Below are 18,144 nucleotides of genomic sequence, written 5' to 3' on the forward strand. Positions count from 1 at the left end.
GGTAAAACGCAATTTTCGCCTGCGAATGTACGTCAATTCCCGTTCTTGGCAAATCGCATCAACAACGGCGCATGTACGTTTTCTTTTGACTTTTGTTCTGGCAGACCTATGTCGTAGAAACGCAACGCCAGGTCGGTCTCGGGCTGCGGCGATTGCCGGTGACGGGCCATTATGAATTTAAATTCGCCTAACTGAGGTAATTGGATGTTCCTGTCGGTTTTCGATCTTTATAAAATCGGCATTGGCCCTTCGAGTTCCCATACGATGGGACCAATGACTGCAGGCGGGCAGTTCCTTGAAGAGCTCAAGAACGGCCAATGGCCACGGCCGACTGGCGTCAAGGTCGACAGATTGCGCGTCCATTTGCACGGCTCACTTGCCTTTACCGGGGTTGGCCATGCCACCGACCGTGCCGTCATCCTTGGTCTTTGTGGCCTGCTGCCAGCGACCGTCGATCCAAACGAGATGGATTCGTTGCTGGAGACGGTCACGAAGAACAAGCGTCTTTCACCCGAAGGCCATCCGTCCTATCGCTTTGATCCTGCAACCGATCTCATCATGGATCGGCGGACGCCATTGCCCGGACACGCCAATGGTATGGCTTTCGAAGCCTATGATGTCGACGACCGGCTCCTGTTGCGACGCATCTTCTATTCAATCGGTGGCGGCTTCGTCGTCACGGAGGAGGAGCTGGAGACAGCAAGAACCAGGACGGCACCCAAAGTGGAAGCGCAGGTCCCGTTCCCGTTCACCAATGCTGCCCAGATGCTGAAGATGGCGGGGGAGAGCGGCCTCTCGATCGCTGAGATGAAGCGGCGCAATGAAGAGATGTTCATGAGCCGTGACGAGCTGAATGCCGGGCTCGATCGTATCTGGTCTGCAATGCGGTCTTGCATCGATCGCGGTCTGGAACAGGAAGGTATCATGCCTGGCGGACTCAAGGTCAAACGCCGGGCCCGCTATCTGCACGACCGGCTTCAGGAAGAATGGCGGCAGAACCGTATCAATCCGCTGCTCGCCAATGATTGGCTGTCGGTCTACGCGATGGCGGTCAATGAGGAGAACGCGGCAGGCGGCCGCGTTGTGACTGCTCCCACCAACGGTGCGGCGGGGGTCGTCCCGGCAGTCCTGCGCTATTATCTGCATTTCCATGACGATGCCGATCAAGACGGCATTCGTGACTTTCTGCTGACATCGGCCGCAATCGGCGGCGTCATAAAGCACAACGCTTCCATCTCCGGCGCGGAAGTCGGTTGCCAGGGTGAGGTGGGTTCGGCATCGGCAATGGCGGCGGCTGGGCTCGCTGCCGTTCTCGGCGGGACGCCCGAACAGATCGAAAATGCCGCTGAAATTGCCCTTGAACATCATTTGGGCATGACCTGTGACCCCGTTGCGGGGCTCGTCCAGGTTCCCTGTATCGAGCGCAATGCGCTTGGCGCGGTCAAGGCTGTGACAGCCGCCTCGCTGGCTGTCAAAGGGGACGGTACACATTTCGTGCCGCTTGACGCCTGTATCGAAACCATGCGTCAGACCGGTGTCGACATGAACGAGCGCTATAAGGAAACCAGCCTTGGCGGTCTGGCGGTCAACGTCGTCGAGTGCTGAGAGCCGTTTTGAGGCGGGCGCAAATACCGGCCCGTTGACGAAAACACTTTCAAGAAATCAAATACAGTCCTCGCCAAAAAAACTGCCATAGTTCTGTACCGCCTGATCAGCAAAATCTGGTTGGGCTGCACAAAGGTATTGGGAGGACACTACCTTGGCATCAAACTCAATTGGGAATTCGACAGACCAGCGACCTGAAGACAAGAACCTGGGCATTGGAGCCAACCTGGCCTACGGCCTGCAACACGTACTGACCATGTATGGCGGGATCATCGCTGTGCCGCTCATTCTTGGGCAGGCGGCAGGCCTGTCGTCCAGCGAGATCGGGCTGTTGATTACGGCATCTCTCTTCGCAGGCGGATTGGCGACCATGCTCCAGACCTTGGGGCTGCCTTTCTTCGGATGCCGCCTGCCTCTCGTTCAGGGCGTATCATTTTCGGGGGTCGCAACGATGGTTGCGATCGTCGGTAATGGCGGGATGGGGGCTGTCTTGGGCGCTGTCATGGCGGCCTCATTGATCGGCCTGTTGATCACACCGCTTTTCTCAAGAATTACGCGTTTTTTCCCGCCGCTGGTCACTGGAATTGTGATTACAACCATTGGTCTCACGCTCATGCCTGTCGCAGCGCGGTGGGCGATGGGTGGTAACAGCAACGCGCCGGATTTTGGCAGCATGGCGAATATCGAACTGGCGGCACTGACGCTCGTCATCGTCTTGCTGTTGAGCAAGCTGGGACGTGCATCGATTTCGCGCCTTTCAATCCTGTTGGCGATGATCATCGGCACCGCCATCGCTTACTGTCTCGGCATGACCGACTTCTCCAAGGTGAGCGAAGGTCCATTTCTGGCATTCCCGACCGTATTCCATTTTGGCTATCCGACGTTTCAGCTGGCAGCGATTATCTCGATGTTTATCGTCATCATGGTCACGTTGGTGGAAACGTCGGCGGATATTCTTGCCGTGGGCGAGATTATCGAGACCAAGGTTGATTCACGACGCCTCGGCGACGGTCTCCGCGCCGATATGCTCTCCAGTCTCATTGCACCCGTGTTTGGCTCATTCACGCAAAGTGCCTTTGCGCAGAATGTTGGCCTGGTCGCCGTGACAGGCATCAAAAGCCGCTATGTCGTCGCAACCGGTGGTCTGTTTCTCGTCACGCTGGGTTTGTTACCTGTCATGGGTAGGGTGGTCGCTGCAGTTCCCGCATCGGTCCTGGGTGGTGCGGGCATCGTTTTGTTTGGAACGGTGGCGGCAAGCGGTATTCGTACGCTGTCCAAGGTGGATTATCGCAACAACATGAACCTGATCATCGTTGCGACGTCGATCGGTTTCGGCATGATCCCGATTGCTTCGCCTACCTTTTACGATCAGTTCCCGGCCTGGTTTGCCACAATCTTCCACTCCGGCATCAGTTCAGCGGCGATCATGGCCATTACACTGAACCTTGTGTTCAATCACCTGACAACAGGCAACTCGGACCAACAGTCCGTCTTTGTTGCGGGTACTGAACGCACATTGCGTTATCAGGATATCGCCCTGCTGCATGAGGGCGACTATTTCCTCAACGGCAAGCTTTATGATGCAAACGGTGTCGAAGTGCCGGTGGTCGCTCCGGATTCTCATACCGTCTCCGCAACGGGCCATGGGAGATCGGCTGGGATCGCTGTCGCAGCCAGCCATTCTCACTGAGGGCTGCGTCAGAGGGCGAAGCAGTGGCGCCCCGGACTGTGGAGAAATGGCGGGTTGTGGTTGACGCCACAACCTGAAAGCGTAAATGCTGGGTCATGGCGCTTCATCTGGTGAAATTGTGTGTCGGCTGTACGGCGATCGAGGATCTCGCTGCATGGATCGATTTTCGGCTCGACGAGCGGAGGCGCGCCGGCCTGTCGGCCGAACAGTTCCATACGACCCGCATGGTGCCAAAACGTATTGAAGACCTACTTGACGGCGGTTCCCTCTATTGGGTCATCAAGGGCAATATCCAGTGCCGCCAACGGCTCACCGATATCAGGACATTCACCGACGATCAGGGCATTTCGCGCTGCCACCTCGTTCTGGAGCCTCGGATCATCCCGACTGAATGGCAGCCGCGGCGGGCATTTCAGGGGTGGCGCTATTTGACGAGCGAGGATGCGCCGATCGATGAGGGCCAGGGCAAGAATGGCCGCGCCAAGTTGCCACCAGAACTGCGGAACGAGTTGGCTTCGTTGGGGCTGCTCTAAGCCGTCAGGAAACCCGCAACCGCACTGCTCTCACACCATTGCGGCTGTCAGATCGAATGCGCAGCCGGACCGGCGGCATGGCGGCCCGACGCGTCCTTGCTGCCTGGCAGAGAAGGACATTGACGAGATCCATGGTCTTGAAGGCGGCATTGCCGTGCCGCAGGTCTGCCAGCCGTAAGGCTGCCTGCTGCAATGCCTGAATCCCACCAAGAATTGTCCTGGTTTCCTTGCCAGACGGTCCAGTCTGACGCTGTATTTCCGTAGTCATGGACATTCGCAAAACCCTCTACGCTATACAAACTGGGTCTTTCGGTACATGTGCCTTATGATTGCGGTGCAATCGCAAAGCAGTTGAAATTCTGGCGCTTGAGCGCGGCGCATGCGTTGTTGGCTGCCTTGGCAGAGGCGATGCCTGCAAATCGAGCGCGATGATATGTGGTCGATCCCTTCTGGAACTTCTCCGTATAGGGAGACAGAGAGGCGATAGGTCCACCAACCGAGGCCGCTGCTTTGGACAGCATTGCCTTGGCCTCTTCGGGACTGCCGACGGAAGCGATTTGCACCATCCAGCCACCGGCAGATGCAGAAGAGGTTGTCACAGGGTCGACCTCGGCCGTGTCCCCCTCGGCGATTTCAAGCTTTGGCGATGGGGTGGGAACGGCCAATACTTGCGCTGCCGGTGAGGGGGCCGGTGCCGGCTCGGCGTATGCGGTGACCACCTCGGCAGGCTGTGGTGCGGCTGTTTCGCGTTGAACGGGAACCGGGGCATCGCTATTGTCCGGCAATTCCAGCGCTGCCACATTGACCTTGCTGTTCTTGCGCGAGGCAATCAGATTGCCGCCGTCACGCCGCGATGCGGCCGGAAGATATTGTTCAATCAGCTTTGCCATCTGGGCATCGCGGGCACCGCCGCTTGATCCGCCCATGACGACCGCCACCAGCTTCTTGCCATCCACCTGCACGGAACTCACCAGGTTGAAGCCAGAGGCGCGGGTGTACCCTGTCTTGATTCCATCAACGCCGCGCACTTTGCCAAGCAGGCGGTTGTGGCCAACGATGCGGCGCCCGCGATAGCTGAAGCTACGTGTTGAGAAATAGTCGTAGTATTGGGGGAAGTGCTCGCGAAGCGCGATGCCAAGCAACGCCAGATCACGTGCGGAAGAGCGCTGCTGCGGATCTGGCAGACCGTTCGCATTGCGGAAGGTTGTGTTGCGCATGCCGAGCTGGCGTGCCTTGTTGGTCATCATTACGGCAAAGCGCTGTTCCGAACCGCCAAGGTATTCGCCAATGGCTGTGGCAGAGTCGTTGGCCGACTTCGTGATCAAGGAAAGGATTGCTGCTTCGGCACTGATCGACTGCCCGGGACGAAAGCCGATCTTCGTAGGCGGCTGACTGGCGGCGTAGGCCGAAACCGGAATGGGGGTCGATTTGGACACCTTGCCCGAGGCCATGGCATCGAACAGCATGTACAACGTCATCATCTTCGTCAGCGACGCTGGAAAGCGCTGGGCGTCCGCGTTGGACGAATACAGGGTCTTGCCCGTATTGGCATCCACCACGATCGCCGCGGCTTTCGCGTTCGCCAAGGCCTCACTCGTGCTGGAGAGGCTTAACCCCGAAAAGATTGCCAGAGCAACGAATGCATGAGCCAATTTTTGTACGAGTTTGGAACCTTGGCGGGCTTGGTAATGCACAATCAACACCTGCTCGAATATGCGCGTAGAGTTTCTTCTGACGATCGTGATGCATCAGGATGGATGCGGAAACCTTAGCCGCAACAGCGTTACTAAACCCTTTATGGTAACCGGAGTGTTCATCATTTCCGGGGCGTTTTGTTTAATATTTATATAATTGCTGCACTGCACAAAAAATTTGACTTTTTGTGCAGTGCACACTAAATGAATGGCAACAGAAATATTCAACCTTTGAAGGAACTACGATGGCAACTCCATTCGAAACCCTGAACGATTCCAGCAAGGAATTCGTCAACAGTGCAATCAAGAGCGTTTCGGCCCTTTCTCAAGGGTTGCAGACCATCGCCAATGAGGCTGCGGACTATTCGAAAAAGTCTTTCGAAGAAGGGGCCGCCCTGATTGAAAAGCTCGCTTCGACGAAGTCACCAGAGCAGGCGTTCGAAACCAATAATGCGTTCTCCAAGAAGGCTTATGAGACTTTTGTCGCTCAGGCAGCCAAGTTTGGAGAGCTTTATGCAGACCTGGCCAAAGAAGCATATAAGCCGTACGAAGCCGTGGTAGCGAAGGTTGTCAAGTAAAGGCAACTCTTCTCTGAGTGCATTCAAAAGTCCGGTTGCCCGCGCAACCGGACTTTTTTATTTCACAAGGCCAATTCGGACTGTGCAACTGCAACTTCATATTGCAAGCTTCAGGAGAGGGCTTAAAATCGAGCTATTGCGACCTACATAGAATGCAATGAACGACACAGAACTATCAGGATGCGGGTATCGGATGAGATGAAGCGGTTGTCACCCATCATGCAAAACGAGGACAAGGGTAACGGCAACGGTCCCGGCCGGGGAACGGCTGTTATTACCCGGACCAAACCCAAACTGAAAAAACCTAGCCTATATCGCGTGTTGCTTCTCAATGACGATTACACTCCCATGGAATTCGTCATTCATGTTCTGGAGCGGTTTTTCCAGAAGAACAGAGAAGATGCTACACGCATCATGCTTCATGTGCATAATCATGGAGTAGGAGAATGTGGTGTCTTTACCTATGAGGTCGCGGAGTCCAAGATGACCCAAGTCATGGATTATGCGCGGCAAAACCAACATCCGCTGCAATGCGTGATGGAGAAAAAGTGAGGTTTCATGCCATCTTTCTCACCTAGTCTGGAGCGGGCCCTCCATCAGGCGCTGACTATCGCGAATGAGCATCATCATGAGTATGCAACGCTGGAGCATTTGCTGCTGGCGCTTATCGATGATCAGGACGCGAGCAGTGTCATGCGCGCCTGCAATGTCGATCTTGCTCAGTTGACTCGGACTGTGACTGACTATGTTGATCATGAACTGGATAACCTTGTCACAGGCTACGACGAGGATTCCAAGCCGACTGCGGCCTTTCAGCGTGTGATCCAGCGCGCAGTCATTCATGTCCAATCTTCCAATCGCGAAGAAGTGACCGGCGCCAACGTCCTCGTTGCGATTTTTGCCGAGCGGGAGAGCCATGCGGCGTTCTTCCTGCAGGAACAGCAGATGACCCGCTACGACGCGGTCAATTATATTTCCCACGGCATATCCAAGCGCCCGGGAGCTTCCGAGCCGCGCACGCCTTTGGGGACGGAAAACAATAGCGAAGACAACCATGTCTCGGAGTCGGATGAAGGCACCAAGAAGAAACAGGATGCCTTGACCGCCTATTGCAACAACCTCAATGATCGCGCCAAGGCCGGCAAAATCGATCCGCTGATCGGACGTGACCAGGAGATCAACCGCACGATTCAGATACTGTGCCGCCGGTCAAAGAATAACCCGCTTTACGTGGGTGATCCGGGTGTCGGCAAGACAGCCATCGCCGAGGGACTTGCCAAGCGAATCGTTGAAGGCAAGGTGCCTAATGTGCTGCACGATGCTACCGTCTTCTCGCTCGATATGGGCACCCTGCTTGCTGGGACCCGCTATCGCGGTGATTTCGAGGAGCGCCTGAAGCAGGTCATCAAGGAACTGGAAGAGTTTCCTGGTGCGATCCTGTTCATCGATGAAATTCATACGATCATCGGTGCGGGTGCAACGTCTGGTGGGGCAATGGATGCGTCGAACCTGCTGAAACCGGCATTGTCGTCGGGATCGATTCGTTGCATCGGATCAACAACTTACAAGGAGTTCCGCCAGTTCTTCGAGAAGGACAGGGCCCTCGTGCGCCGATTCCAGAAGATTGATGTGAACGAGCCCTCCATCCCCGATGCGATCGAGATCATGAAGGGATTGCGGCCCTATTTCGAGGACTTCCACAAGGTCAAGTACACGGTCGAGGCGATCAAATCGGCAGTGGAACTGTCTGCCCGCTATATCAACGATCGCAAACTGCCAGACAAGGCAATTGACGTCATCGATGAGACGGGTGCGAGCCAAATGCTGTTGCCAGAGGGCAAACGCAAAAAGTCGATTGGTGTCAAGGAGATCGAGGCAACTATTGCCACGATGGCCAGGATTCCGCCGAAGACAGTTTCAAAAGATGATGAAGCCGTGCTGTCCAATCTTGAAGCGGAGTTGAAGCGCGTCGTCTACGGCCAGGATCTGGCTATCGAAGCTCTGTCGTCATCAATCAAGCTAGCACGGGCCGGCCTGCGCGAACCGGAAAAGCCCATCGGCTCTTATCTGTTCTCTGGCCCGACCGGCGTCGGCAAGACCGAGGTTGCAAAGCAGTTGGCAGCGTCGCTCGGCGTGGAGCTTCTTCGTTTCGACATGTCCGAGTACATGGAACGTCACACGGTATCGCGCCTGCTCGGTGCTCCTCCCGGCTATGTCGGGTTCGACCAGGGCGGCCTTCTGACCGATGGCGTCGACCAGCATCCGCACTGTGTCCTGCTGCTCGACGAAATCGAGAAAGCACATCCTGATCTGTTCAACATCCTGTTGCAGGTCATGGACCACGGCAAGCTGACGGATCACAACGGCAAGCAAATTGACTTCCGCAATGTGATCCTGATCATGACGACCAACGCCGGTGCCTCCGACATGGCACGAGCCGCCATCGGTTTCGGTTCATCGCGCCGCGAAGGTGACGACATGGAAGCGATAAACCGGCTGTTCACGCCGGAATTCCGCAACCGTCTCGATGCGATCATTCCGTTCGGTGCGCTGCCCGTGCCGGTGATCCACCAGGTCGTGCAGAAGTTTGTCATCCAGCTTGAGGCCCAGTTGGCCGATCGCGGCGTGACATTCGATCTTCAGCCGGAGGCAATCGCCTGGCTTGCTGAAAAAGGCTACGACGACCGCATGGGTGCCCGGCCTCTCGGCCGCGTCATTCAGGAGCACATCAAGAAACCGCTCGCTGATGAGGTTTTGTTCGGCAAGCTGAGGAAGGGCGGCACGGTCCGTGTCTCCGTTGCAGCGAAACCCGACGGGTCTCAGGGACTTGTTCTCGACTATGTCGCCGATGAAGTGGTGGTGAAGCCGAAGAAGGAAATCCCCGTAGAAAAGAAACCTGCGGCTAAAAAGAAGCCGACACCCAAGAAGCCGGTGCTTGAAAAGGCAGGCGCCGACACAGTGGTCACCGGACAATCTACTCCGCTGTCGCGCAAGGCTTCCGTGCCGAAAGTACCGCGCAAGAAGTAGACAAAAGGCCGCCCACGGGCGGCCTTTTTCTTGCTGGCGTGCGTTCTTCCCTTTATCGCTGGAAGCATGGCTGATTCCGAATTTCCTTCTTCCCGATCGGATACCGAAGACCTGAGAACGCGGCTGTCGTGGTTCCTGTCGGGCGCGGCAATGGTCTCAAGTGTTCCCGCGCTGATCCTGATGACGGCTCATGTGGGCTTTGCGGGACTTGCCAGTGAAAGCGGTATGACCGTCGTCGAAGCCATGTTCATGGTTGCGATGATCTGGGCATTGCCCGCCAACATCGTCCTGATCGGCGCCATTTCCGGAGGCTATTCGTTGTTGGGCGCAGCGATCGCCGTGGCGCTGTCCTCGATCCGGTTCGTTCCGATGGTGGCCGCCTTCGTGCCCGAACTGCGCGGGCCGAAATCGCGCAAACTCGTCCTCCTGTTCCTTTCCCACTTCATCGCTGTCACAGCGTGGGTGCTCGGAATGGAACATCTGCGCAACGTTCCCGTGAACATGCGTACAAGTTATTTCGCCGGCCTTGGAATAACACTCACGACGGTTAATACCTTGGTCGTTGGGCTGGTCTATTATTTTTCGACCGATTTTCCACCCCTCGTTTTCGCGGCCCTGTTTTTTCTGACGCCGATGTACTTTCTGGCCTCGCTCTGGGGTTCGGCGCGCGACCGCACGGTGCATGTCGCCATGGTGTCCGGACTGCTGCTGTTTCCCGCGATCCACTACATCGCGCCTGCCTATGATTTGCTTCTTACCGGATTTGCTGGCGGCGCAGTTGCCGTGATCTATCTGCGCTTGACCAAGGCGAGGGGGAGGGCTGCGTGACCTGGCAGAGCCTGTCGACCTGGTGGTGGCCCTACGTTTTCATCCTTCTTGCGGGCTGGCTGCCAACCGATATCTGGCGATGGATCGGCGTCCTGATCGGCGGGCGCGTGCGCGAGGATTCGGAGGCGCTGGTTGTCGTGCGTGCTATGGCCACCGCACTTGTCGCAGGCGTTATTGCACAGCTCATCCTTTATCCCAGCGGATCGCTGGCCGGGTCATCGATGTTCCTGCGCGTTGGCGCTGCTGCCGTCGGCTTTGCCGCGTATCTCGGCCTCGGACGACGCGTCATTGTTGGTGTGCTGGTGGCTGAGGTCATCTTGATAAGCGGCCTCAGCTTAGACCTTTAGTTTTAAATTAAGGCAATCGCTTAACGTGATCCACATTTGCGCAGGATAGGCTTCCGCTAATTTGATCCGGGAGCCGTCGATGAAATCCGATGTTCAGACCTTCTACAAAGTGGCCATCATCATTGGAATATTGGCGATTGACGCGATTTGGATTGCTTTGACTGACTTTCATTTGGAAGGGCAAGGCGTTCTCAGAGTTTTCGCAGTCACCGCCTTTTTCGGGATAGTGGCTGTCATCTACAGAGTCTGGCGGCCGATGCAAGCCTTTGAACTGGTGTGTGCGGAAACAGCTATTCTTCTCTCTTTTACCGCAGCGGCTGCGATTTTGAGCTATTTGGTAACGTCGCTCGATCGACCCTTGATCGATGCGCAGCTGGTGACTTTAGATGCTGCTCTTGGCTTTGACTGGTCTGCTTATGTTGGCTATGTGAGCGAAAGGCCGCTGCTTGGTCTGCTATGTTCGGTGATTTATCTGACGACGCTCGCTCAAGTGGCTCTGGCAGTCATTGTTCTTGGCCTTGCAGGCAGGACCGAGCGCACCCAACAATTTGTGACCGCGGTCATGCTGGGCGCATTGGCATGTATTATCGTGTCCGGTATCCTGCCATCGGCAGGAGCGCTGGCGACGATTAGGCCTGTGGATTCGTTCTGGGGAAGTCATCACCCGGTCGTAGACCTGGACTACAAGCAAACCTTCTTTGATTTGCGTACTGGAGGAGAGCGGCTTGTGTCTTTGGATTCCATGAAGGGGTTGATTGCCTTTCCATCCTATCACGGAACACTTTCTACTCTTCTCATACTTGCTTTCTTTCGAGTCGGTTGGTGGTTCGGGCCCATTCTCACGTTGAACGTGCTCATTCTCTTGGCCACACCTGTGGAAGGTGGACACCATTTGGTGGATGTCATTGGAGGCGTCGCGGTCGCTGGTGGAAGCTGGTATATTGCCGGGTGGCTCTACAGGCCGCGTGCAATTCAACGATCGAAAACGCTCATCGAGCTACCTGTTTAGCTGGCTCCCGGCATCGCCTGCCTGATCTTTTCAGCGTTTGCCGCAAGCACGCCCTGATCTTCCATCTGGCCGGTATGCGGCCTCAGCTGGATACCTTCAAAGCGCGGAATGACGTGAAAGTGCAAGTGAAATACCGTCTGACCGGAGGCAGGCTCATTGAACTGCATGACCGTAACACCGTCGGCATCGAAGGCTTTCTTTACCGCCTGAGCCACGCGTTGCGTCGTTGCTATGACCGCTGCAAGTTTGCCTTGGTCCGCATCGAGGATATTCCGATAGGGTGATTTGGTTATGACCAGGCAATGACCTTTTCCCTGGGGCATGACATCCATGAAGGCATAGGTTTCAGCATCTTCATAAAGCTTGTAAGACGGGATCTCTCCGCGCAGAATCCTTGCGAATACGTTGTCGTCGTCATAGGGCTGGGTCATATCGCGCACCTGTCAAATCTGGAATCCGGGCTCGATGTTTGCCACGGCTGGCTACGCAGTCAAGCGTTTGCGGGTGAATGCAGTCAATGTTCCGATTTTTTGAAAGGGGCATGATGGTTCAAGATCTCTTCCATTAGCGCCACATCGGTTCTTTCGCGGTTCAGAAAATCATCGATCGCGCGTCGCAAGCCCTCATGGGCGATGTAGTGGACCGAATTGGTCGTCACCGGCACGTAGCCCCGTGCCAGCTTGTGTTCGCCTTGGGCGCCGGCTTCGACGACGCTTAGCTTGCGTTCGATGGCAAAGTCGATTGCCTGGTGGTAGCAGACTTCGAAATGCAGGAAGCGATGGTCTTCGATACAGCCCCAGTGCCGTCCAAACAGCCGATCCGAACCTATGAAATTGATCGCGCCTGCAATATAGCGCCCGTCACGCCCTGCCATCACCAGCATGATGTCGTCAGCCATGCGCTCGCCTATGAGCTTGTAAAACTGGCGATTGAGATAAGGCCGGCCCCATTTGCGGCTCCCGGTGTCCATGTAAAATGCAAAGAAATCGTCCCAGACCGCTGTCGTGATCTGATCACCAGTCAGGCGCTCGATCCTGATGTCATTGGCAAGCGCTTCCCGGCGTTCTCGCTTCAACGCCTTGCGCTTGCGTGAAGCGAGTGTCTCAAGGAACTCGTCGTAGCTCGCATAACCTTCGTTGAGGAAATGAAACTGCTGATCGATTCGGTGCAAGAACCCGGCACCTTTGAAGGCCGGGAGATCATCATCATCGACGAAGGTTGAGTGGGCGGATGAAATTCCGAGCTGGTTGGTCAGTTGCCGCAATCCATTGGCAAGTGCAATTCTTGCGGCAATGGCGTTCCAATTGCGATTGACCAGCAGACGCGGACCCGTCGCCGGGGTGAAGGGAATGCTGGCCTGCAGTTTCGGATAGTAGCGTCCGCCTGCACGCTCGAATGCATCGGCCCAGCCATGATCAAAGACATATTCGCCCTGACTGTGGCTTTTCAGATAGCACGGAATGGCTCCGACCAGGGCTCCACCGTCATCCTCAAGCCGCAAGAACTGCGGGAGCCAACCCGCCCTGCGCGCGACGCAACCGGAGTCTTCGAGTGACGACAGGAAAGCATGCGACAGGAAGGGGTTGTAGTCAGGCGAACTATGCGAAGTTCCACCAAGGCTGGACCATTCTTCTTGCGTGAATGCACCGATCCCATCGCATACGCGCAAGGAGAAATCGCCTCGATCAGCTTTCTGCATCGGTGAATTCGGCTTCCTGACTATGGCGGCGGGTGATGAGCCAGCCGCGCAACCTATGATGTAAGCTAGGCATTCCTCCCGGCGTTACAAGAGGCGGCAGGGACAGCCGGCAATTCAGGCTGCCCCCGGATCAAATCCTTCGAATGTGATCTGGTCGACATATCGATCGCTGGTCGCCTTGTCTTCAAGACTTCGTACGGTCCACGAGATGACCGGCAGGCCAAGTCTGCGGCGAACGAATTCGACAAAGCGGTTTTCAAGGTGATGAACATTATAGGATACAAAGTCGATCCCATGGGCCAACATGGCAAAATGCGCCTCCAGCTCCCTGTCACGCAACCCTTCGGCGGTCAGACCGGCAGGTATGCCGGGCGCATCCTTGCCGAAGTCCCGAATAAGGTGATGATCGAAGGACATGATCGCAGCCAGGCCATCATAGCCCGAAAGATCGTCCGCAACAGCTTTCACCAATCCGTCATCCCGGCCGGGAATGCCTTTCAGTTCAATGACGATCGGAACGCGGCCGCCAATCAACCGTAGTGCCTCGGCCAGGGTCGGCACATGATCGTTCGTGCCGCCGACCCGCAAGCTCTTGGCCTGGGCGGCTGTTAACGCATCAATCTTGCCCTGCTGGCCTGTCAAGCGGTCCAGCTTTTCGTCATGGAATATGATTGCCTTGCCGTCAGCAGTCAGATGTACGTCGCATTCAATGGCAAAGCCCGCCTTGGCGGCCGCGTCAAAAGCGGAAAGCGTGTTTTCCCAGCGTTGCCTGTTGAGGTCATGCAAACCGCGGTGCGCAATCGGAACCTTCGTCAACCAGTCAATTGTTGCCATGGGTCAGCGAACCTCGATGATTGCTTCGATTTCGACCGGTGCGTTCAGCGGCAGCGCGGCCGTGCCGACGGCAGAACGTGCGTGGCGGCCGATATCACCCAATACGGCAACAAGAAGATCAGAGGCGCCGTTGGCGACGAGGTGCTGTTGCGTGAACTCCGGTGTCGACGCGACAAAAACCGTAATCTTGACGATGCGAGCAATTTTCTCCAGGTCTCCAAGGGCAGCCTTCGCCTGCGCCAAAATGTTGACTGCGCAGGCTTTCGCCGCTTCCTGGCCCTGCTCGACGCCCAGCTCTCTGCCCAGAAGTCCGGTATGCACAAGTTTCCCTTCCGCCAGCGGCAATTGTCCCGAGGTCAGAAGCAGCTTTCCCGTTTGGGCAAACGGCACATAATTGGCTGCCGGAGCGGCTGCTACCGGAAGCGTGATGCCGAGTTCCTTAAGACGTGTTTCAATGACGCTGCTCATGGGATCCGTGTCCTTCTATTTCGGAATCGTATGCGATTGTGAAGAAGTTGCGATTTTTGCCTCGCTTCCGCCAAGAGTTTTTTTAATATGCACATTCGAATGTTGGAGAATCTTGTCAATGCGCGTTTCACATGTCCTTATTTTCACGCTCGGCGCCTTGGGTTTCGCCGGCTCAACAATGGCGTATGCTGCAGGGACAGCAACTCTTGTACCGCATCGCGCGATTTATGACCTGAAACTGGACAGTGCGCAGGACAGTAGCGGCATAACCGGCCTTACCGGCCGCATGGTCTATGAATTCAATGGCTCGGATTGTGAGGGCTATACGACGAATTTCCGATTCGTTACCCGCGTTGACATGGAGGAGCAGCCGCAACGTGTCACCGATCAGCAGACCACCACATTCGAGTCGGGTGATGGCGGCAAGTTCCGTTTCGTCAACAAGACATTCGTTGACCAAAGCCTGACAAAGGAAGTGCGCGGTGATGCGGCGCTGTCCCGGGACAGGACGGAAATATCGCTGACCAAGCCGGAAGCGACCAGGGAAGACCTTGAGCTGTCGCAATTTCCGACGCGCCATATGCAGCAACTGATCGAAAAAGCGCTTGCGGGCGAAGTTTTCTACCAGACTAAACTGTTCGATGGTTCGGAAGATGCGGACAAGGTGATGGCAACGACTGTGGTCATAGGCAAGTCGGCTGTCTCGGATGCGGATGAAGAGGTGAAGAACATGGGCTCGCTTGCAAAGGAAAGCACGTGGCCTGTTTCGATTGCCTATTTTGACGAAAGCGAAAAGTCAGAAGGCCTGCCGAGTTACCGGATCAATTTCAAGATGTACCGCAATGGCGTCACCCGGGACCTGAAAATGGACTACGGTGATTTCTCCATGACAGGCAAGCTGGTCAATCTCCAGCTATTCGACATGCCAAAGTGCCAGAAATGATGGCAGGGTCGCGCAACTGGCACTCAAATTCGCGTTTTATTGCGGATGCCCTTGCGTTTGCCGTGATTATCCATTAACAGCCGCTTCATTCCACACACGGGCTTTGGGTTGATATCGGGAGAAATCCGATATGGCCTCCGGTGGCGGGTATCCCGCCTCATGTCCGTGGAGGTTAAACCGGAAAAGGAAGTTAAGAGATGGCATTGCCTGATTTCAGCATGCGTCAGCTCCTAGAAGCTGGCGTTCACTTCGGCCACCAGACACATCGCTGGAACCCGAAAATGGCACCGTATATTTACGGCGACCGTAACAACATTCATATTCTTGATCTGGCCCAGACTGTTCCGCTGCTTCACCGCGCGCTGCAGAAGGTATCCGACACCGTTGCCCGTGGCGGCCGCGTATTGTTCGTTGGTACGAAGCGCCAGGCTTCGGACATCATCGCTGATGCGGCAACGCGTTCGGCCCAGTATTACGTCAATGCTCGCTGGCTCGGCGGCATGATGACCAACTGGAAGACGATTTCGAACTCCATTCAGCGTCTGCGCAAGCTTGACGAACTCCTTTCCGGCGAAGCACAGGGCTTCACCAAGAAGGAGCGCCTGAACCTCGACCGCGAACGCGAGAAGCTCAACCGTGCCCTCGGCGGTATCAAGAACATGGGTTCGATTCCAGACCTGATCTTCATCATTGATACCAACAAGGAAGCGATCGCCATCCAGGAAGCCAAGCGTCTCGGCATTCCGGTTGTTGCCGTGATCGATTCCAACTGCGATCCGGATCAGATTGATTTCCCGATCCCCGGCAACGACGATGCTTCGCGCGCCATCTCGCTTTATTGCGATCTGGTTGCCAAGGCTGCTCTTGACGGTATCGCACGTCAGCAGGGCTCGCTCGGCATCGATCTGGGCGCCCAGGAAGAAGCTCCTGCAGAGCCAGCTCTGGAGGCTCCGGCCGAAGCTCCTGCACAGGAAGGTGAAGCCTCCGCTTGAGGCTTCATACACCCGTCTTATCGGGTGATTAAAACACAGTAATTGGCGCATGATGCGCCGCAAAGTTGGCATGCTGGTTACCCCAGTATGCCTTCGCTTTGAGAAGAGGCGATACAATGAGCATTTCTGCATCACAGGTAAAAGAACTCCGCGATCTTACTGGCGCCGGCATGATGGATTGCAAGGCCGCACTGGCTGAAACCAATGGCGACATGGAAGCTGCCGTTGACTGGCTGCGCAAGAAGGGTATCTCCAAGGCCGACAAGAAGGCCGGCCGCACTGCTGCCGAGGGTTTGGTTGGCGTTGCTTCGAGCGGTACAAAGTCAGTCGTGGTCGAAGTCAATTCCGAGACCGACTTCGTTGCCCGCAACGACGCTTTCCAGGATATCGTTCGCAATGTTGCCAATGTGGCTCTGACCACCGACGGATCGACCGCAGCCGTTGCTGCTGCTACCTATCCGTCGACGGGCAAGTCGATCGTCGACACTATCAAGGATGCCGTTGGTACGATTGGTGAAAACCTGTCGTTCCGCCGTTCGGCAGCCCTCTCGGTCAATCAGGGTGTTGTCGCAACGTACATCCATAACGGCGTTTCCGACGGCCTTGGCAAACTCGGCGTGCTGGTTGCGATCGAGACCGCCGGCAATGCAGACGCCGCACAGGCATTTGGCCGCCAGGTCGCAATGCACGTTGCTGCGACCAATCCGCTGGCATTGACTTCGGGCGAAGTCGATCCGGCTGCAGTCGAGCGTGAAAAGGCGATCTTTGCCGATCAGGCTCGTCAGTCCGGCAAGCCAGAGAACATCATCGAGAAAATGGTCGATGGCCGTATGCGGAAATTCTACGAAGAAGTCGTACTTCTTTCGCAGGCTTTCGTCATCAATCCCGATCTGACAGTCGAAGCTGCTCTCAAGGATGCGGAAAAGACGATCGGTGCACCGGCCAAGATAACGGCGTTCGTTCGCTTCGCTCTTGGTGAAGGCATCGAGAAGGAAGAAAGCGACTTTGCGGCGGAAGTTGCTGCAGCTGTGAAGAAGTAATCTTACACGACTGAAATCAAAGGGCATCGCGTGACAACGTGATGCCCTTCGTGTATCCGGAATTTGCGACGATCTTGCAACCAATGATGAGGGAGGTTCCATGGCTGGCACGGCTGTTTACAAACGCGTTCTGCTCAAGGCCTCCGGTGAAGCGCTCATGGGCGATCAGGGGTTCGGCATAGATGTTGCCGTTGCAGACCGCATTGCCGCCGATATCGCTGAGGCGCGGGCTCTTGGCGTGGAAGTTGGTGTCGTCATTGGCGGCGGCAATATTTTCCGCGGCGTCGCGGTAGCATCCAAGGGCGGCGACCGGGTCACCGGCGACCATATGGGCATGCTGGCGACCGTCATCAATTCCTTAGCGCTGCGCACCTCGCTTGTGAAAATCGGCATCGATACTGTGGTGCTGTCGGCTGTTGCCATGCCGGAACTGTGCGAGACATTCTCGCAACGGCAGGCAACCGCCTATATGGACATGGGTAAGGTGGTTATCTTTGCCGGTGGTACCGGCAACCCGTTCTTTACCACCGACTCGGCTGCGGCACTGCGCGCTGCCGAGATCGGCGCAGACGCACTGTTCAAGGGTACTCAGGTGGATGGAATTTACTCCGCTGATCCCAAAAAAGTCCCGAACGCAGTGAGATTCGACCGGCTGAGCCACAAAGATGTGCTTGATCGCGGGCTCGCCGTGATGGATACAACTGCTGTAGCTCTTGCACGTGAGAACAATATCCCAATAATCGTCTATTCAATCCACGAAAAAGGTGGGTTTGCGGAAGTTTTGCAGGGTAAGGGGCGCGCAACTGTTGTCTCTGACAGTTGAGTGATTGCCGCCAGTGAACCCGCCTAGAATATAG

General features: G+C 56.0%; 18 protein-coding genes and 1 pseudogene. 13 read left to right on the top strand and 6 right to left on the bottom strand.

The window, feature by feature from the left end; translation table 11 throughout:
• Positions 1-204 precede the first annotated feature (204 nt).
• From K9U38_RS08290 to K9U38_RS08300, 3 genes and pseudogenes are all read left to right on the top strand, one after another.
• Positions 205-1,605 (top strand): L-serine ammonia-lyase, encoded by a 1,401-nt coding sequence (locus K9U38_RS08290; protein WP_224493879.1) that lies wholly within the window; start codon positions 205-207, stop codon positions 1,603-1,605.
• Between the two features lie 154 nt (positions 1,606-1,759).
• Positions 1,760-3,229, top strand: a pseudogene (locus tag K9U38_RS08295) (nucleobase:cation symporter-2 family protein); the annotation flags it as partial.
• A gap of 161 nt (positions 3,230-3,390) precedes the next feature.
• Positions 3,391-3,828: a DUF1489 family protein gene (locus K9U38_RS08300; protein WP_224493880.1), complete on the top strand. Its 438-nt coding sequence runs from the start codon at positions 3,391-3,393 to the stop codon at positions 3,826-3,828.
• A 4-nt stretch (positions 3,829-3,832) separates the two neighbouring features.
• Here K9U38_RS08300 and K9U38_RS08305 read toward each other — a convergent pair whose 3' ends face one another.
• Entirely contained in the window at positions 3,833-4,102 is a 270-nt protein-coding gene (locus K9U38_RS08305) for a hypothetical protein (RefSeq protein ID WP_224493881.1), read from the bottom strand.
• A gap of 49 nt (positions 4,103-4,151) precedes the next feature.
• Positions 4,152-5,522: an SPOR domain-containing protein gene (locus tag K9U38_RS08310; protein WP_370631862.1), complete on the bottom strand. Its 1,371-nt coding sequence runs from the start codon at positions 5,520-5,522 to the stop codon at positions 4,152-4,154.
• A 245-nt stretch (positions 5,523-5,767) separates the two neighbouring features.
• Here K9U38_RS08310 and K9U38_RS08315 point away from each other — a divergent pair, with 245 nt between their 5' ends.
• The 6 genes from K9U38_RS08315 (at position 5,768) to K9U38_RS08340 (ending at position 11,311) form a co-directional block, all read left to right on the top strand.
• Positions 5,768-6,100 carry a phasin family protein gene (locus tag K9U38_RS08315; RefSeq protein WP_224493883.1) on the top strand — a complete coding sequence of 111 codons (333 nt, stop codon included), beginning with the start codon at positions 5,768-5,770 and terminating at the stop codon, positions 6,098-6,100.
• Between the two features lie 198 nt (positions 6,101-6,298).
• A complete protein-coding gene (gene clpS / locus K9U38_RS08320; RefSeq protein WP_224494081.1) occupies positions 6,299-6,652 on the top strand; it encodes an ATP-dependent Clp protease adapter ClpS in 354 nt (117 codons plus the stop codon).
• Between the two features lie 6 nt (positions 6,653-6,658).
• Entirely contained in the window at positions 6,659-9,127 is a 2,469-nt protein-coding gene (gene clpA / locus K9U38_RS08325) for an ATP-dependent Clp protease ATP-binding subunit ClpA (protein ID WP_224493884.1), read from the top strand.
• Between the two features lie 66 nt (positions 9,128-9,193).
• Positions 9,194-9,955: an AzlC family ABC transporter permease gene (locus tag K9U38_RS08330; RefSeq protein ID WP_224493885.1), complete on the top strand. Its 762-nt coding sequence runs from the start codon at positions 9,194-9,196 to the stop codon at positions 9,953-9,955.
• The gene (locus K9U38_RS08335; RefSeq protein ID WP_224493886.1) at positions 9,952-10,302 is read left to right on the top strand and encodes an AzlD domain-containing protein; all 351 of its coding nucleotides are present in this window, start codon (positions 9,952-9,954) and stop codon (positions 10,300-10,302) included. Before K9U38_RS08330 ends, K9U38_RS08335 begins: the two co-directional genes overlap by 4 nt.
• A gap of 79 nt (positions 10,303-10,381) precedes the next feature.
• Positions 10,382-11,311 carry a phosphatase PAP2 family protein gene (locus K9U38_RS08340; RefSeq protein ID WP_224493887.1) on the top strand — a complete coding sequence of 310 codons (930 nt, stop codon included), beginning with the start codon at positions 10,382-10,384 and terminating at the stop codon, positions 11,309-11,311.
• On the opposite strand, the gene K9U38_RS08345 is transcribed toward K9U38_RS08340, so the two are convergent.
• The 4 genes from K9U38_RS08345 to K9U38_RS08360 form a co-directional block, all read right to left on the bottom strand.
• A complete protein-coding gene (locus tag K9U38_RS08345) occupies positions 11,308-11,742 on the bottom strand; it encodes an HIT family protein (protein ID WP_224493888.1) in 435 nt (144 codons plus the stop codon). The two genes, K9U38_RS08340 and K9U38_RS08345, sit on opposite strands and share 4 nt — an antisense overlap.
• 83 nt (positions 11,743-11,825) lie before the next feature.
• Positions 11,826-13,010, bottom strand: a complete 1,185-nt coding sequence (locus K9U38_RS08350) for a GNAT family N-acetyltransferase (RefSeq protein WP_224493889.1) — start codon at positions 13,008-13,010, stop codon at positions 11,826-11,828.
• A 114-nt stretch (positions 13,011-13,124) separates the two neighbouring features.
• The gene (locus tag K9U38_RS08355) at positions 13,125-13,844 is read right to left on the bottom strand and encodes a glycerophosphodiester phosphodiesterase (protein ID WP_224493890.1); all 720 of its coding nucleotides are present in this window, start codon (positions 13,842-13,844) and stop codon (positions 13,125-13,127) included.
• A 3-nt stretch (positions 13,845-13,847) separates the two neighbouring features.
• The gene (locus tag K9U38_RS08360) at positions 13,848-14,312 is read right to left on the bottom strand and encodes a RidA family protein (protein ID WP_224493891.1); all 465 of its coding nucleotides are present in this window, start codon (positions 14,310-14,312) and stop codon (positions 13,848-13,850) included.
• A gap of 118 nt (positions 14,313-14,430) precedes the next feature.
• On the opposite strand from K9U38_RS08360, the gene K9U38_RS08365 reads away from it, so the two are divergent.
• The 4 genes from K9U38_RS08365 to pyrH all read left to right on the top strand — a co-directional run bounded on the left by K9U38_RS08365 (position 14,431) and on the right by pyrH (position 18,110).
• Positions 14,431-15,255, top strand: a complete 825-nt coding sequence (locus K9U38_RS08365) for a cell envelope integrity EipB family protein (RefSeq protein WP_224493892.1) — start codon at positions 14,431-14,433, stop codon at positions 15,253-15,255.
• Between the two features lie 197 nt (positions 15,256-15,452).
• On the top strand, positions 15,453-16,247 hold the full coding sequence (rpsB, locus tag K9U38_RS08370; RefSeq protein WP_224493893.1) for a 30S ribosomal protein S2: 795 nt from the start codon (positions 15,453-15,455) through the stop codon (positions 16,245-16,247).
• Between the two features lie 116 nt (positions 16,248-16,363).
• Positions 16,364-17,287, top strand: a complete 924-nt coding sequence (tsf, locus tag K9U38_RS08375; RefSeq protein WP_224493894.1) for a translation elongation factor Ts — start codon at positions 16,364-16,366, stop codon at positions 17,285-17,287.
• A gap of 100 nt (positions 17,288-17,387) precedes the next feature.
• Positions 17,388-18,110, top strand: coding sequence for a UMP kinase (gene pyrH, locus K9U38_RS08380; RefSeq protein ID WP_224493895.1), 723 nt, complete (start codon positions 17,388-17,390; stop codon positions 18,108-18,110).
• The last annotated feature ends 34 nt before the right edge of the window (positions 18,111-18,144 follow it).

The sequence above is a fragment of the Phyllobacterium lublinensis genome, from assembly GCF_020164435.1.
GTDB classification, from domain to species: domain Bacteria; phylum Pseudomonadota; class Alphaproteobacteria; order Rhizobiales; family Rhizobiaceae; genus Phyllobacterium; species Phyllobacterium lublinensis.